The organism is Amycolatopsis sp. H20-H5, assembly GCF_035828755.1.
Lineage (GTDB): Bacteria > Actinomycetota > Actinomycetes > Mycobacteriales > Pseudonocardiaceae > Amycolatopsis.
In genome coordinates this window covers 746-14,079 of record NZ_JAYMZS010000072.1, presented here as the reverse complement: position 1 = coordinate 14,079, position 13,334 = coordinate 746, and the positions used below count along the sequence as shown (strand labels likewise).

Sequence of the window (13,334 nt, the reverse complement as noted above, 5' to 3'; positions counted from 1 at the left end):
GCCACCATGACAGCGTTAAACGCCGTGAAGGCTCCCATCAGGGCACACGGCAAACCTGGGGTGGCGACTGCAGGGGACTTTCTCTCGACTCAACCTTGCAAAAGTCCCCTTCACCAGAACTGACCGCGTGACAGTCCCCGTCAGGCACCCGGCCCTAGGCACCAAACTGGACGACATGACATCAGTTCCGGACGCCTTCTCAGACAGGGGCGCAGTCAGAGCCAGGCAGGCCGGGAAGAGCGGCGCGGGACGAGGACGTCGCGGTAGCGGCCGGGGGTGGCCGACATCCGGACCTGGTCGGTGACACCCTGGTAGGCGCCCAGCGGGGTCTCGGCGGTGAACGTCTCCGGTGCGGGGTAGGCGTGCTACTCCCCCGTCCCCGCGATCTCCTTCCCGTACCCGAGGTCGAACACGCCCAAGCTCAGGATCCACAGCGCGGCCCTGGTCCGCGACACGTGCACGCGCGGCTTGCTCTGGCGAGAGCCCGATCCTGGCGAGGTAGCCGGGACGCCGGTTCGCGTAGAACACGTCTGCCCCGCCCAGTAGCACCTGGATCCGCTGCGCGCCTCCGGTTTCGTAAGGGTCCACAGTGGACGCACCGGTGCCGACGTTCGCGGTCAGGTAGGTGCTGTCGTGCTCGAGCTCGTTGGGCCGCCACAGGTTCAGCACGTCCGCGCCGTGCAGCGCGATCACGTGCCCCATGCACAGCGGCCCGCACCCCGCTCAACGGCTGGTCGGCACCGGCGGGCAGCGGCTCCGGGTCGCTGTCGGCGACCTTGGTGACCTCGATCAGCGGGAGACCGGCCAGCACGTCGTGGAACTGCGGCCCGGCCAGCAGTTCCGCCGTGGTCCGCAGCATCGGCATGACCACCCCGGCGGCCTCGCCCGCTTCCTCGAGGTCCGCCGCCTTCCACCGCGAGACGGCGACGGCTTCGGCGTCGTCCGGCACGCCCAGCAGCTTCCGCGCGGCGACCTTGATCTTCGGGTACGGGTTGAGCGGCATCACCCAGTGGTCGTCCGCCGTGCGGTAGAAGCCGAACCCGAAAGCCGAGCTCGGATTGGCGGGCGACGAGCCGGGATAGCCGTTCAGCAGCTCCCATTTCCGGCCGTAGAAGGGGCACAGCCGGTGCGGTGCGAGCCGCAGGTCCATCGCGATGTCCTGGCCGTCGCCCCCTCGCGCGCGCCACAGCTTGGCCATGGCGACCGACTTCGCGGTCAGCGCGATCCCGGCGGCGCCACGGAAGGTGATGTCGCCGCCGCTGTCCGCCGGGCTCAGGCCGATCCCCGCGAGCACCTCGCCGAGCTCCGCGTGCGGGTCGAAACCGTCGCCCGTCGCGGAATCGGCGATCGCCTTCGCGATGCGGTCAGACAGGGACAGGACCGGCCTCCTTGCTGGTGAGCGGCTTATCGAGCGCGCTACGCCCTCGACGTCAGGGGCCGGGGCGCACGAAGAGAAGGGCCGCTGCGCGCGCGTCGGAATGATCACCAAGATCATGCCGGGCGACCGTATGTCCGATGTGGACGGTTCAGCCCGTCGAACCCGGCCGGCCGGGGCCGGATGGGTGGTCTTGGTCCCTTTTTCCGGACAAATCAGGGAAGTCGGGCGGATACTGGAGGTTCACGTGACATTGATTCCCGAGGAGGGGGCAGTCGTGCGCAGGCTCTTCGACGAAGCCGACCGGTTCCGGCGCCGGCTGCGTCCCGCTGGCAACCCGATAGCCCAGGTCTGGGATCGGATCGAAGCCGTGCTCCTGCTGGTGCTCGTGGGCGGCGGGCTCCTCGCCGTGCCGTTCGCCGCGGTCACGGGCACGACCAGCTACCGCACCGAGCTGGCCGACGCGCACCACGGTCACCAGCCCGCGACGGCCATCACCCTGGCCGAGGCGCCGAGGCCAGTCGTGAGCAGTGACGGCGCCGGTCCGGTCGACGGGCTCACCGTCGCGGCGAGGTGGACCGATGCCCGGGGCCTATCCCATCGCGGTGACGTCCTGGCCGCGCCGGGCAGCCCGGCTGGCACGGCCGTGCGGATCTGGCTCGACGCCAAGGGTGCGTCAACGCTGGCGCCCGTCACCCCGGTCGGGGCCGTCTTCGAGAGCCTGTTCCTGGCAGGCTGGGTCTGGTTCGTTCCCACCGCGGTGCTCCTGCTCGGCTACCGGCTCGGACGCCGTCTGCTCGACCGCCGCCGCGCCGCGGACTGGGACCGCGCCTGGGCGGAGTACGCCGGGCAGCGTTCGCAGCCCTGACCGGCGTTCAGCGGACCGCAAGCCACTGCTGGTAGGCCGGGCTCTGCTCGATGTCGAGCCGGTACGCGGCCGCCGCCTCGGCGATCAGCGGCTCGGGACGCGCGCCGAAAGCGCCGTCGGCGTGCCACGCGATGTGGTGGCGCATCCACAGCGGATCACCCGCCAGCGGCCGGATCACGATCCCCGGTGACGGGGGAAACGTGACCTGGCACGGGGAGATAGCCCGCCCCGCCACGATGAGGTGCTGCAGCGGGCGGAGTTCCGCGACGCGGTGCGCCACGCGAGGCCGGAACCCTGCACGGGCACACGCCGTTTCGAAGCACTCGGGCCAGCCCGCGCCGTCGGAAGGGCCGAGCACCCACTGCTCGTCCGCCAGGTCGGCCAGCTCGATCCCCGGCCCGGCCAGCGCGGGATGGCCGGCGGGCAGCGCCACGAACACCGGCACGGTGGCCAGCCACCGCAATGAAACCCCGCGCGGCGCGACGAGGTCGTACCCCGGGTAGTCCGCGACGACAGCGGCGTCGAGCCGCCCGGCCGCCAGCAGGTCCAGCAGTCGCCGGGGCGAGAAGTGGGTCGTCACCGAAACCTCGTCGGCCCCGCTGAGCCGGCCGGCCAGCTCGATCACCATCGATCCGCCGATGCCGCCCAGCGCGACCGGACGGGCCGATCCGTCCGCCAGCCAGCTCGCCGCGTGGCGGTGCAGCGCGTCCGAGGCGGCGAGCACCGTGCGGGCCCGGGTGAGGACGCATTCGCCGAACGCGGTGGGCGTCACCCCTTCGCGCCCGCGCGAGAACAGGCGGCTGCCCAGCGCCCGCTCGATCCGCTGCAGGGTCGCGGTCAGCGCCGGCTGGCTGGTGCCGGTCGTCGTGGCCGCCCTGGTGATGCTGCCGGCGTCGGCGATGGCGCACACCACGCGCAGATGCCGCAACTCGACGTCCATCACGCCGAGGTTATGGCCGGTTGAGGTGTCCCGGAAGCCGCTGAAAGTCGGGATCGTGCTTGTACTCCCCCTTCCCGTCCCCGCAAGGAGTACGCATGCCACACGCACGTCTCGCGACGGCGGTGCTCGGCGCTCTCGCCGCCGCGCTGCTGCCCGCCGCGGCACCGGCCACCGCGACGCCCGGTTTCACCACGGCCATGGAGGTCTTCAGCCCCGACGGCAGCATCCACCGGGTGCCGGTCACCAGACCGGTGTCGGACATCGCACGGGCGCCGCAGAGCGCGCTCGCGCCGGGCGACGTGACGCCGATCGAGGTCAACGGCCCCAGCGCGAGCCGGTTCGACCTGGTTTTCGTCGGCGACGGCTACACCTCGGACCAGCTCGGCACCTACGCGCAGAACGTCCGCACCAGCGTGGCGGCGCTGTTCGCGGTCGAGCCCTACAAGAGTTACCGGGGCCAGTTCAACATCTGGCAGGTCGACGTCGCCTCCGCCGAGTCCGGTGTGGACAACGACCCGGCACTCGGGGTGAATCGGAAAACGGCACTGGACTCGTATTTCTGGTGCGGCGGCATAGAACGGCTGCTGTGCGTCAACGAGACCAAGGCCAACCAGTACGCCGCCGCGGCCCCGGACGTCGACCAGGTCATCGTGCTGGCCAACACCACCAAGTACGGCGGGGCGGGCGGCTCGGTGGCGACCTCTTCCGGCGGCAACGCCCAGGCCAGCCAGATCGTCATCCACGAGCTCGGGCACTCCATCGGCGGCCTCGCCGACGAGTACGACTACGGCACCTGCGATCCCGCCCAGCCGGAGGAGCCCAACGCCACCACCTACACCGCGGACCAGATGCGGACCCGGCGGGCCAAATGGTACGACTGGCTCGGCCAGCCGTCACCCGACGGCGGCACGGTCGGCGCCTACGCGGGCGCTCGCTACTGCACCAGCGGCATGTACCGCCCTAGCCAGAACTCCGTCATGCGGACGCTCGGGCAGGAGTTCAACCCGCCCAGCACGGAGGCGATGATCGCCGGTTTCTACCGCGAGGCCGACACCATCGACTCCGCCACCACAGCGGGCGACGGCTCACTCAGGGTCGCCGTCGCGAAGGTCCCGGGGCCGAAGACCATCACCTGGTCGGTGGACGATCGGCGGATTCCTTCCGGTGGCACCGCTCTCGACGTCCGGGCGCCGCACCTGGCGCCGGGCGCGCACACCGTCGCGGTGACGGTCACCGACGACAGCGACCGGGTCCGCGACAAGACGTTGCGAGCGGCGTTGAGCGACACCCGTGTCTGGCACGTGGACGCCTGAGCTCCCGACCCAACTGAAAGCCGGCTATCACTCGTTACAGTGGGGTATGCCCGAAAAACCGGCGCCGCGACTGCGCGCCGACGCCGCCCGCAACTCCCGGCGCATCGTGGAAGCCGCCCACGCGGCCTTCCGCCGCGACGGCCTCGACGTCCAGCTCGACGAGGTCGCCGCGGCGGCCGGGGTCAGTGTCGCCACGCTGTACCGCCGGTTCGCGAACAAGGAAGAGCTGGTCAAGGCGGTTCTCGAACGGCAGTTCGGCGAGTTCGTGGCCCCCGCGATCGAGCGGGCCCTGGCCGAGCGGGACCCGCGGCAGGCGGTGATCATCGCGCTGGAGGCGGCGCTGTCGGTGGCCTCGCAGGAGCACTGCACCCTCGCCGCCGCGAGCGACGCGGGAGCGATGACACTGGACCTCGCCGGGCGGTTCTTCGAGCCGCTCGGCGAGCTGATCCGGCGTGGTCAGGAAACGGGGGTCTTCCGCGCGGACCTGACCCCGGACGACACCCCGCGGCTGATCCTGATGGTCCTCGGGACGGTGACGTCCTTCCGGCCCGGCGAGGACGGCTGGCGGCGGTATCTGGGCGTCCTGCTCGACGGGCTCTCCCCGGAGGGCGCCAGCCCGCTGCCCCCGGTGACGCCGATCCGGGACCGCCACGCGCCGTTCGGCTCCTGCTGAACGGCGCGCGCCGGTCCCGCGAGGGACATCAGGCGTCGCGGCGCTTGAGGAATACCGCGGCCGCGCCGAGCAGCACCACGATGTAGCCCGCGAACACCGCCAGCCCGGCCCACGGCGACAGCAGGTTCGCGCCGGGCGCGGCCTGTGCGGTCATGAAGGCCTGCACGGCCGTCGACGGCAGGTACGGGCCCACGGCCGTCCCGACGCTGTCGGGCAGCAGCTGGATCAGGCCCGGCAGCAACAGGGTCACCCCGAACAGGGTCGAGATCGCGCCCGCGGTGGTCCGCAGCAACGCGCCCAGCGCGAGGCCGAGCAGGCCGACCCCGGTCAGGTCGACCGCGGAGCCGAGAACGGCCCGCAGCACCCCGGGATCACCCAGCGACGCCGTCGCCGCGCCCCCGCTGGACAGCACCGCCTGGCCACCGAAGAACGCCAGGAACGAGGCCACGGCCATCACCGCGAAGGTGACCACGGCGAACACGATCACCTTGCCCCACAACACCGGAAGCCGGCGCGGGACCGCCGCCAGCGACGAGCGGATCATCCCGGTGGAGTACTCGGTCGCGGTGATCAGCACCCCCAGGGAGCCGATGATCAGCTGGGCCAGCATGGCGCCGCCGAGGCTGATCGCGGTCGGGTCCTGCCCGCCCGCCGGGCGGCCGCCGCCGTCGGGGGCCGCCAGCTGGCCGCTCCGGAAGGCGGAGAGCAGGACGCCGAGACCGACCAGGAGCACCGCGGCCGCGCCGAGGGTGATCAGGGTGGAGCGCAGCGAGCGGAACTTGATCCACTCGGACTTGATCACCCGTGCCTGGGTGACCTTGAGCTCGGGGGCCAGCGGGCGGACGGGGACAGGATCGAGTTTGCCGAGCACGGTGGTGGTCATCAGGATCCCTTCGCGGCGGACACGAGCTCGGACGAGGCGTGGTACTCGACGGCGTCCTTGGTCAGCTCCATGAACGCCTCCTCCAGCGAGGCCTGCCTGCTGGTCAGCTCATGCACCGCGATCCCGGCGGCGAGCGCCCGGTCGCCGATCTGCGCGGGCGTCAGCCCGGTCACCTCCAGCACGCCACGTTCGGTGCTGGCGATGCTCACCCCGTCGTCGACGAGGACGTCACGCAGCCGCGAGGCCTGCGGAGAACGCACGAGGACGCTGTTCAGTGAGGCACTGGCGGTGAAGTCGGCGACCGAGACGTCGGCGATGAGCTTGCCGCGGCCGATCACGATCAGGTGTTGCGCGGTCAGTGCCATCTCGCTCATCAGGTGCGAGGAGACGAACACCGTGCGGCCCTCGGCGGCGAGCCCCCTGAGCAGGTTCCGGATCCAGAGCACGCCCTCGGGGTCGAGCCCGTTGACCGGCTCGTCGAGGATCAGCGTCTGGGGGTCGCCGAGCAGCGCCGAAGCGATCCCGAGCCGCTGCCCCATGCCAAGGGAGAACCCGCCCGCCCGTTTGCGGGCGACCTCGGTCAGCCCGACGAGCTCGATCACCTCGTGCACACGGCGGCGCGAGATGCCGGTGGTGGCGGCCATCGCGAGCAGGTGGTTGTACGCCGACCGACCGGTGTGCACCGCCTTCGCCTCCAGCAGCGCGCCCATGGAGTGCAGGGGTGCGGGGTGCTCGGCGTACGGGCGCCCGTCGAGCAGTACCCGGCCCGACGTCGGGGCGTCGAGGCCCGCGATCATCCGCATGGTGGTCGACTTGCCCGCCCCGTTGGGGCCGAGGAAACCGGTGACGATCCCTGGGTGGACGGTGAAGGTCAGCGAGTCGACGGCGACCTTGTCCCCGTAGCGCTTGCTCAGTTCGGTTGCTTCGATCATGCGGTTGACAATGCTCCCCGGCCCCTCGTCCGCGCGTCGTCGCGGTGCAGGCATTCCGGCGTGCGGCGAACGCGGTACACGACACCGGTTCCCTGGCCCACGTACTACGGACGCAGTACGTGATATCTACCGTGTACTCACGATTCGGCAGGGGCGCGCCGAGCCGTACTGTGAGGTCATGACCGGCTGGACATCCCTGCGCCACGCTGTTCGCCGTCATCCGTGCGCCGCCGACCTCGTCTTCGCGGTCGTCGTCTTCCTCATCACGCTCGCCGCGTCGATCGCCCCGGAGCACGGCCGCGACTACGTGGCCAACGGGCCGAGCATCACGGTCGGCGTCCTGATCTGCGGCGCGCTGGCGGTCCGGCGCCGCTGGCCCGTGCCGGTGCTCGCGGTGGCCACCGCGGGCACCATCGTGGCCATCACCTTCACCGACGCGAGGACGCCGTACACCGCGGTGGTCGCGGTCGCCGCCTACACCGTCGCCAAGTACCTGGACCGGCGCACCGCGTGGACGGCGGGCCTGCTCGTCAGCGCGGTGCTGCTCGTCTCGGCGATCAGCGCCACCACCGATCCCTGGTCGAATCCCCGCAACCTGGGTTTCGTGGCGTGGGTCGCCATGGCGACCGCGGTCGGCGACGCGGTGCGCAGCCGCCGCGCGTACGTGGCCACGATCGAGGAACGCGCCCGCCACGCGGAACAGACCCGCGAGGAGGAAGCCGGACGGCAGGTCGCCGAGGAACGCCTGCGCATCGCGCGCGAGCTGCACGACGTCGTGGCGCACCACATCGCGCTGATCAACGTCCAGGCCGGGGTGGCCACGCACCTGCTGCGCGCCCAGCCGGACGCCGCCGAGGAGGCGCTCGCGCACGTCCGGCTCGCCAGCCGCACCGCGCTGAGCGAACTCGGCACCCTGCTCGGCGTGCTCCGCCAGTCGGGCGACGCGGCCGCGCCCACCGAACCCGCGCCCGGCCTGGACCGGCTCGACACCCTGGTCGACAGCTTCGTGCGGGCCGGCCTGCGGATCGAGCTCACCACCTCCGGCAAGGTGCGGCCCACCACGTCCGCGGTGGACCTCGCGGCGTACCGGATCATCCAGGAGTCCCTCACCAACGTGCAGAAACACAGCGGCGGGTCGGGCGCCACCGTGCGGCTGGAGCACCGGGCCGACGCCCTGCACATCGAGGTCAGCAACCACCGCTTCGCCAAGGACGGCCCGCCCGCGACGCCGCCGGGAGGGCATGGGCTCGTCGGCATGAGGGAGCGGGCGGTCTCCGTGGGCGGCACACTGCGTGCGGGAGCCCGGCCCGATGGGCGCTTCCAGGTCACCGCCGTGCTGCCCCGACCGGAAGAAGGCTGACGATGTCCGTGATCAGGGTGCTGCTCGCCGACGACCAGGCGCTCATCCGCGCCGGTTTCCGCGTGCTGCTGGACTCCTCGCCCGAGCTCGAGGTGGTCGGCGAGGCCGCGAACGGGCGCGAAGCCGTCGCCCTCGCCCGGTCGACGCGCGCCGACGTGGTGCTGATGGACATCCGCATGCCGGACCTGGACGGGCTGGCGGCCACCAGGGCGATCACCGCCGACGAGGACCTCGCCGGGGTGAAGGTGCTGATCCTGACCACCTTCGAGATCGACGAGTACGTCTTCGAAGCGCTGCGCGCCGGGGCCAGCGGGTTCCTCGGCAAGGGCGTCGAGCCGGCGCACCTGATCCAGGCTATCCAGGTCATCGCCGCCGGGGACTCGCTGCTGTCCCCCGTCGCCACCAGCGGGCTCATCGCACGGTTCCTCGCCGAACCCGAGCGCGCCGCGCCGCCCGCGCCCCCGGCGCTCGACGTGCTGACCGCACGCGAGCGGGAGATCGTGACGCTGGTCGCGACCGGGCTGTCCAACGACGACATCGCCGAGAAACTGTTCGTGTCCCCGCTGACGGCGAAGACGCACGTGAACCGGGCGATGATGAAACTCGGCGCGCGGGATCGGGCCCAGCTGGTCGTCGTCGCGTTCCAGACCGGGCTCGTCCGTCCACAAGGGACGGTCTGACGGCGGTCAGTCCCCTGCCATCCGCCGCAGCAGCCAGGCCAGCGCCAGCGGATAGCGGTATTCGATCGCCCGGTGCGTGCCGTCGAACAGCTCGAAGTACACCCGCTCGTCCGCGACCCCGGCGGCCGCGATCACCCGCCGGAACGCCTGCGCGCCGAGGTCGAGGTAGTACTGGTCCCGGTTCCCGGCGTCGATCCAGATCGCGCGCATCGAGCGCAGCGCGTCGGCGTGGTGCGGCTGCCCGGCCATCACCACGGGATCGTGGGCGAGCCACCGCTCCCAGGCCGCCGGGACCGTGGCCCCGAACTCGTCGAACGGCAGCCGCACGGTGCCGTCCGGATCCGCGGAGTAAGCGGCCGAATAGCCGTAGAATTCGAGCAGAGGGCCGTCGCTCTCCCGCGACATCGGGATGCGGGACCGGAAATCGGCCAGGAAGTCGGTGACGCTGCCGCCGTATTCGTCCAGCAGCAACCGCGCGACCATCGGGAACTCAGGCCGGTACGCGGCGTCGAACAGCGCGTCGCCCGCGTGGGTGGCGAAGGCGCCGAACAGCTCGGGGCGGCGCATCGGCGTGATCATCGCGCCGTACCCGCCGCTGGACTTGCCGGTGATCGCCCGGTGGTCGCGGTCGGCCAGCGTCCGGTAGCGCTCGTCGACCCAGGGCACGACCTCGTCGCAGAGGTAGGAGTGGTAGTTCCCGGTGCCCGGCGAGTCGACGAACTGGCTCCCGCCGAGCGAGGTCCACGCGTCGACATAGACCACGATCCCCGGCGGGGCCTCCCCCCTGGCGAACATCGCGTCGGCGAGCTCGGGGAACGGCTGGCGGAACGGCGTCCGGTTGCGCCACATCCCGAGGTGCCCGGTGTAGCCCTGGAGCACGTAGACGACCGGGTAGCGGCGGCCGGGATCGTCGCCGTACCCGGGCGGGAGGTACACCCAGATCGGCCGCACGTGCGGATCACCGAGCGGGTTGCCCCGCAGGACGGTGCTTGTCAGGTCGTGTTCTTCAAGGACACCGGCGAATTCCGTGGACCAGGGCAGCATCCCTCGTGTCTACCGCACCCGGCGGCCGCGCGCCGCATCGGCGCTACCGTGACAGCCATGACGAGGAACGTGCCGTTCACCGGCGAGGAGAAGGACAGCCTCTGGACGAGTCTGGACCGGCACCGCGATGTCGCACTGTGGAAGCTGGCGGGGCTGACCGACGAGCAGCTGCGCAGGCCGATGACCCCGTCGGGGCTCAGCCTGCTCGGCCTCGTCAAGCACCTCGCGGCCTACGAGTACGAGTGGTTCTGCCAGACGTTCGGGCGGGAGACCGAACCGCTGCCGTTCGACGAGAACGCGCCGGACGCGGAGATGCGGATCGGGCCGGACGAGTCCACCGCGGACGTGCTGGCGTTCTACGCGAGGGCGCGCGCGGCGGCCGACGCGGTGATCGGCGAGCTGAACCTCGAGCACCGGACGACCGCCTGGTTCGGTGCGGAGGTGACGCTGCGCTGGGTGCTGATCCACCTGGTCGAGGAGACCGCGCGGCACACGGGTCATCTCGACATCCTGCGCGAACTGCTCGACGGCGCGACCGGTGACCATCCCGGTTGACCGCCCCGGAAACGGCCTAGGCCGTGCCTGGTAAATCTGTTCGATGGGCTTCGTGATCCAGGTGGTTCCTGGCAGTGCGGCGGGATCGCCCTCGTACCGGGTCGTACTCGGGCGCATCCCGCCGCGTCGTCAGGGGCCGCCTGGGCGCGAAGACCGCGAACTTGATCTGCCAGACACGGCCTAGTGTCGGACGTGCAGGTCCGCGACGGCGGCGGGCGCGTCGGTGAGGCTGAAGCGCTGACGGAGGCGTGAGTAGAAGTTCGCCGGGCGGACGCGCACCAGCCGCACCGGCCAGTCCGCCGCGTACACCCCGACCCAGTCGCCGGGGTCCAGCACGCCGCGCAGCTGGCCGTCCACGCTCACCGCGACCTGGCCGGAGCCGTCGAGAACCCGGACCGCGACCTCCTCGTCGGGCGAGAGCACGAGGCTGCGGTCGAACACCATGTGCGGCGCGACCGGGGTGAACACCAGCGCCCGCATCCGCGGCGAGAGCACCGGCCCGCCCGCGGCGAAGCTGTATGCCGTGGAGCCGGTCGGGCTGGCGGCGATGAGCGCGTCGGCCGAATAGGCCGCGAACTGCTCGCCGTCGATGTACACGCCGAGACTCGCCTGCCTGTCCCGCGCGAGCTTCTCGAACACGATGTCGTTCACCGCGGTGACGTCCAGTTCGACGCCGGACTCCACGCCGACCCCGGTGAACGGCCTCGGCGAGGGCGGCGGCAGCAACGGACCACGGCCGTAGCAGAGCATGTCCTGCATGTCGGGCGGGATCTCCAGTGGCCGCGAGGCGCGCATGGTGAGCACCTGGCGTTCCTCGATCACCGCGCGCCCGGACTCGAAGGCGTCCAGCGCCTCGGTGATCTCGCCCGGTTCGACCTCGGTCAGGAAACCGACCCGGCCCGAGTTGACCCCGAGCACCGGCACGCGGTCGACCGCGGCGAACCGCGCCCCGCGCAGGAAGGTGCCGTCGCCACCGATCGTGACCACCAGGTCGGGATGGCCGCTGGCACTGACCTCGTCCACGGCGGCCCGGCGCAGGCCGAGTCGCGAATCGGTCTCCCAGACGTCGACGTCCCGGACGGCGATGTCGCGCTCGGCCGCCCAGCGGCGGACCACACCGGCGCCCTCGACCGCGGCGGCGCGGCCCTGATGGACGACGAGCCCGATCCGGCGGCAGGGCATGGTGCGGGCCTTCCTTTCGGCACACGGAAACCTCGTCGCCAAGGTAGCCGATACCGAGCGGCTCAGCGTTTGTGGATCCGCCGATCGTAGGAAACCGCGTAGATCGTGCTTCGGGCGGCGAGCACGGGGTCGGCCGACACCTCGATGCCCTCGGGCAGCTGGGTGGGGTCGAACACCTGGTCCGCCCAGTGCTCCTGGTCGGCCGCCTCGCCGGTGATCGACAGGTGACCCGCGGTGATCTCGGTCCGGTCGGCGGGCCACACCTGGGTGGAGTCGTCGGTGTTGTCGCCCTCCTCACCGAGCTGGATCACCAGCGTGAAGCCGGCGGGGCCCGCCTTGAGCCGCTCGGCGAGTTCCTCGGCCAGGTGGGTGGCCGACCAGCCGGCACCCTCTTCCGGGGTGATGTTCACGTTCCCGGCGTCCGGTACCCAGCGGTACTTCACCGCGCACGCTTCCCCGGCGGCGTTGCGCCAAAAGAACGCGTGGATCGCCCAGTAGGTGGCGCTCGCGTAGCTGACCGGGGTCGGGATCACGGCCGCGGCGGCGAGGCCGGGACCCGCCGTGGGGTGGGCGCCCGCGTAGGCCCGCACGTTCTGGAGGTCGGGCTTGCCGGTGACCGGGTCAGGCTGGGCGGCTTGGATCAGCTCGCGGAACTGCTCCGGCGTCGAGGCGACGAACCGGTCGAGGTTCACCCCGATGAGGTCGGTGGTGCCGCCGTCTGGGAGGTGGAACTTGGTGGCGAACCCGCGGACCGCGCGATCGGCGTCCCGCAGGTGCGGGTTGGTGTCGGTGTGCGAGAACCGCACCGTCGCGGGAACCGGGGTGGACTGCAGGTGCGGCGCTGTGGTGAGCGCGGCGGCCTCGCCGGACGGGGTGAAGGTCGCGTCGTAGCAGACCCCGCGGGCGTGGGCTCGGCGGTAGCCCGCGTACGTGCCCTTGAGATGCTCGATGTCGTCCACAATGGTGGCGGAGATTTGGGATTTGGCCAGTTCGGAGGTCATTTTTCGAACTTAACATCGGGAGTGTGGGAAAAGAGGCAGAGATCGTTCCTGATCATTTCCTGGCATGTCCTCTTTGGACGACTCGCCGGAGGTGCGGCCACCATCGCGAGTACAGAATCCCGTTCACCGGGGCAAGGCGGCCGCCGGTCCGGTACGAACTCGTCCACAAAGGAGGCGAGGTCTCGAAAGGTCAGTGGCCGCCATCCTGACCCAGCGCGCGCCGCAGCGCGTCCCGGGTGGTGGTGTTGGCCGACCGGGTCAGCGACCGGCGGAGAACCGGCTCGTCGACGTGCTCCACGCGGATCAGCGAGGGTACGACGAACACGGACAAGCCGTCGCCCGCCTTCCCCACCCGGAGCTGACCATTGGCGACGTCCTGGGAATCCAGCCAGCTCAACGGCACCGCGAGAACCTCGGGTTCGTCACCGCCGGCCGCGTTCCGCACCGAGACGAGCACGCAGGTGCCCGCGTCGGCGCGCGAGCGGCTTCTCGCGACGAGCATGACGTTGTGCCGGTGGTCCTGGAAGG

At 71.3% G+C, this 13,334-nt stretch carries 15 protein-coding genes; 7 read left to right on the top strand and 8 right to left on the bottom strand.

Annotated features, from left to right (window positions below; translation table 11 throughout):
• Positions 1–15: 15 nt before the first annotated feature.
• Complete coding sequence (locus tag QMK34_RS30960) at positions 16–702, bottom strand: CoA transferase (protein ID WP_326418078.1); 687 nt, start codon at positions 700–702, stop codon at positions 16–18.
• A gap of 77 nt (positions 703–779) precedes the next feature.
• On the opposite strand from QMK34_RS30960, the gene QMK34_RS30955 reads away from it, so the two are divergent.
• Together QMK34_RS30955 and QMK34_RS30950 are read left to right on the top strand one after the other, a co-directional pair.
• The gene (locus tag QMK34_RS30955; protein ID WP_326418076.1) at positions 780–1,031 is read left to right on the top strand and encodes a hypothetical protein; all 252 of its coding nucleotides are present in this window, start codon (positions 780–782) and stop codon (positions 1,029–1,031) included.
• Between the two features lie 621 nt (positions 1,032–1,652).
• Positions 1,653–2,243, top strand: a complete 591-nt coding sequence (locus QMK34_RS30950) for an Rv1733c family protein (RefSeq protein ID WP_326418074.1) — start codon at positions 1,653–1,655, stop codon at positions 2,241–2,243.
• 7 nt (positions 2,244–2,250) lie between these two features.
• On the opposite strand, the gene QMK34_RS30945 is transcribed toward QMK34_RS30950, so the two are convergent.
• Positions 2,251–3,183, bottom strand: a complete 933-nt coding sequence (locus tag QMK34_RS30945; protein ID WP_326418072.1) for a LysR family transcriptional regulator — start codon at positions 3,181–3,183, stop codon at positions 2,251–2,253.
• 95 nt (positions 3,184–3,278) lie between these two features.
• Here QMK34_RS30945 and QMK34_RS30940 point away from each other — a divergent pair, with 95 nt between their 5' ends.
• Both QMK34_RS30940 and QMK34_RS30935 read left to right on the top strand, forming a co-directional pair.
• Positions 3,279–4,496 carry a M64 family metallopeptidase gene (locus tag QMK34_RS30940; RefSeq protein WP_326418070.1) on the top strand — a complete coding sequence of 406 codons (1,218 nt, stop codon included), beginning with the start codon at positions 3,279–3,281 and terminating at the stop codon, positions 4,494–4,496.
• A gap of 46 nt (positions 4,497–4,542) precedes the next feature.
• Complete coding sequence (locus QMK34_RS30935) at positions 4,543–5,169, top strand: TetR/AcrR family transcriptional regulator (RefSeq protein ID WP_326418068.1); 627 nt, start codon at positions 4,543–4,545, stop codon at positions 5,167–5,169.
• 28 nt (positions 5,170–5,197) lie between these two features.
• Here the strand turns inward: QMK34_RS30935 and QMK34_RS30930 are convergent, their stop codons facing one another.
• Positions 5,198–6,052, bottom strand: coding sequence for an ABC transporter permease subunit (locus QMK34_RS30930; protein ID WP_326418066.1), 855 nt, complete (start codon positions 6,050–6,052; stop codon positions 5,198–5,200).
• Positions 6,052–6,984, bottom strand: a complete 933-nt coding sequence (locus QMK34_RS30925) for an ABC transporter ATP-binding protein (RefSeq protein WP_326418064.1) — start codon at positions 6,982–6,984, stop codon at positions 6,052–6,054. The genes QMK34_RS30930 and QMK34_RS30925 overlap by 1 nt, the downstream gene beginning before the upstream one ends.
• A 178-nt stretch (positions 6,985–7,162) precedes the next feature.
• On the opposite strand from QMK34_RS30925, the gene QMK34_RS30920 reads away from it, so the two are divergent.
• Entirely contained in the window at positions 7,163–8,344 is a 1,182-nt protein-coding gene (locus tag QMK34_RS30920) for a sensor histidine kinase (RefSeq protein WP_326418062.1), read from the top strand.
• A 2-nt stretch (positions 8,345–8,346) separates the two neighbouring features.
• Positions 8,347–9,024 (top strand): response regulator transcription factor, encoded by a 678-nt coding sequence (locus QMK34_RS30915; RefSeq protein ID WP_326418061.1) that lies wholly within the window; start codon positions 8,347–8,349, stop codon positions 9,022–9,024.
• A gap of 6 nt (positions 9,025–9,030) precedes the next feature.
• Here the strand turns inward: QMK34_RS30915 and QMK34_RS30910 are convergent, their stop codons facing one another.
• A complete protein-coding gene (locus tag QMK34_RS30910) occupies positions 9,031–10,068 on the bottom strand; it encodes an alpha/beta hydrolase (protein ID WP_326418060.1) in 1,038 nt (345 codons plus the stop codon).
• Between the two features lie 57 nt (positions 10,069–10,125).
• On the opposite strand from QMK34_RS30910, the gene QMK34_RS30905 reads away from it, so the two are divergent.
• Complete coding sequence (locus QMK34_RS30905; RefSeq protein WP_326418059.1) at positions 10,126–10,623, top strand: DinB family protein; 498 nt, start codon at positions 10,126–10,128, stop codon at positions 10,621–10,623.
• Between the two features lie 180 nt (positions 10,624–10,803).
• On the opposite strand, the gene QMK34_RS30900 is transcribed toward QMK34_RS30905, so the two are convergent.
• From QMK34_RS30900 to QMK34_RS30890, 3 genes are all read right to left on the bottom strand, one after another.
• On the bottom strand, positions 10,804–11,805 hold the full coding sequence (locus QMK34_RS30900; protein WP_326418058.1) for an NAD(+)/NADH kinase: 1,002 nt from the start codon (positions 11,803–11,805) through the stop codon (positions 10,804–10,806).
• A 62-nt stretch (positions 11,806–11,867) separates the two neighbouring features.
• Positions 11,868–12,806, bottom strand: coding sequence for a catalase family peroxidase (locus tag QMK34_RS30895; RefSeq protein ID WP_326418057.1), 939 nt, complete (start codon positions 12,804–12,806; stop codon positions 11,868–11,870).
• A gap of 190 nt (positions 12,807–12,996) precedes the next feature.
• A partial coding sequence (locus QMK34_RS30890; RefSeq protein ID WP_326418056.1) for a hypothetical protein occupies positions 12,997–13,334 on the bottom strand: 338 nt, incomplete at its 5' end.

Excerpts from the sequence above, each read along its gene's own strand:
- QMK34_RS30960 (WP_326418078.1), bottom strand. The coding sequence starts at position 702 with ATGGGGCACGTGATCGCGCTGCACGGCGCGGACGTGCTGAACCTGTGG.
- QMK34_RS30945 (WP_326418072.1), bottom strand. The coding sequence starts at position 3,183 with ATGGACGTCGAGTTGCGGCATCTGCGCGTGGTGTGCGCCATCGCCGAC.
- QMK34_RS30940 (WP_326418070.1), top strand. The coding sequence starts at position 3,279 with ATGCCACACGCACGTCTCGCGACGGCGGTGCTCGGCGCTCTCGCCGCC.
- QMK34_RS30935 (WP_326418068.1), top strand. The coding sequence starts at position 4,543 with ATGCCCGAAAAACCGGCGCCGCGACTGCGCGCCGACGCCGCCCGCAAC.
- QMK34_RS30930 (WP_326418066.1), bottom strand. The coding sequence starts at position 6,052 with ATGACCACCACCGTGCTCGGCAAACTCGATCCTGTCCCCGTCCGCCCG.
- QMK34_RS30925 (WP_326418064.1), bottom strand. The coding sequence starts at position 6,984 with ATGATCGAAGCAACCGAACTGAGCAAGCGCTACGGGGACAAGGTCGCC.
- QMK34_RS30920 (WP_326418062.1), top strand. The coding sequence starts at position 7,163 with ATGACCGGCTGGACATCCCTGCGCCACGCTGTTCGCCGTCATCCGTGC.
- QMK34_RS30915 (WP_326418061.1), top strand. The coding sequence starts at position 8,347 with ATGTCCGTGATCAGGGTGCTGCTCGCCGACGACCAGGCGCTCATCCGC.
- QMK34_RS30910 (WP_326418060.1), bottom strand. The coding sequence starts at position 10,068 with ATGCTGCCCTGGTCCACGGAATTCGCCGGTGTCCTTGAAGAACACGAC.
- QMK34_RS30905 (WP_326418059.1), top strand. The coding sequence starts at position 10,126 with ATGACGAGGAACGTGCCGTTCACCGGCGAGGAGAAGGACAGCCTCTGG.
- QMK34_RS30900 (WP_326418058.1), bottom strand. The coding sequence starts at position 11,805 with ATGCCCTGCCGCCGGATCGGGCTCGTCGTCCATCAGGGCCGCGCCGCC.
- QMK34_RS30895 (WP_326418057.1), bottom strand. The coding sequence starts at position 12,806 with ATGACCTCCGAACTGGCCAAATCCCAAATCTCCGCCACCATTGTGGAC.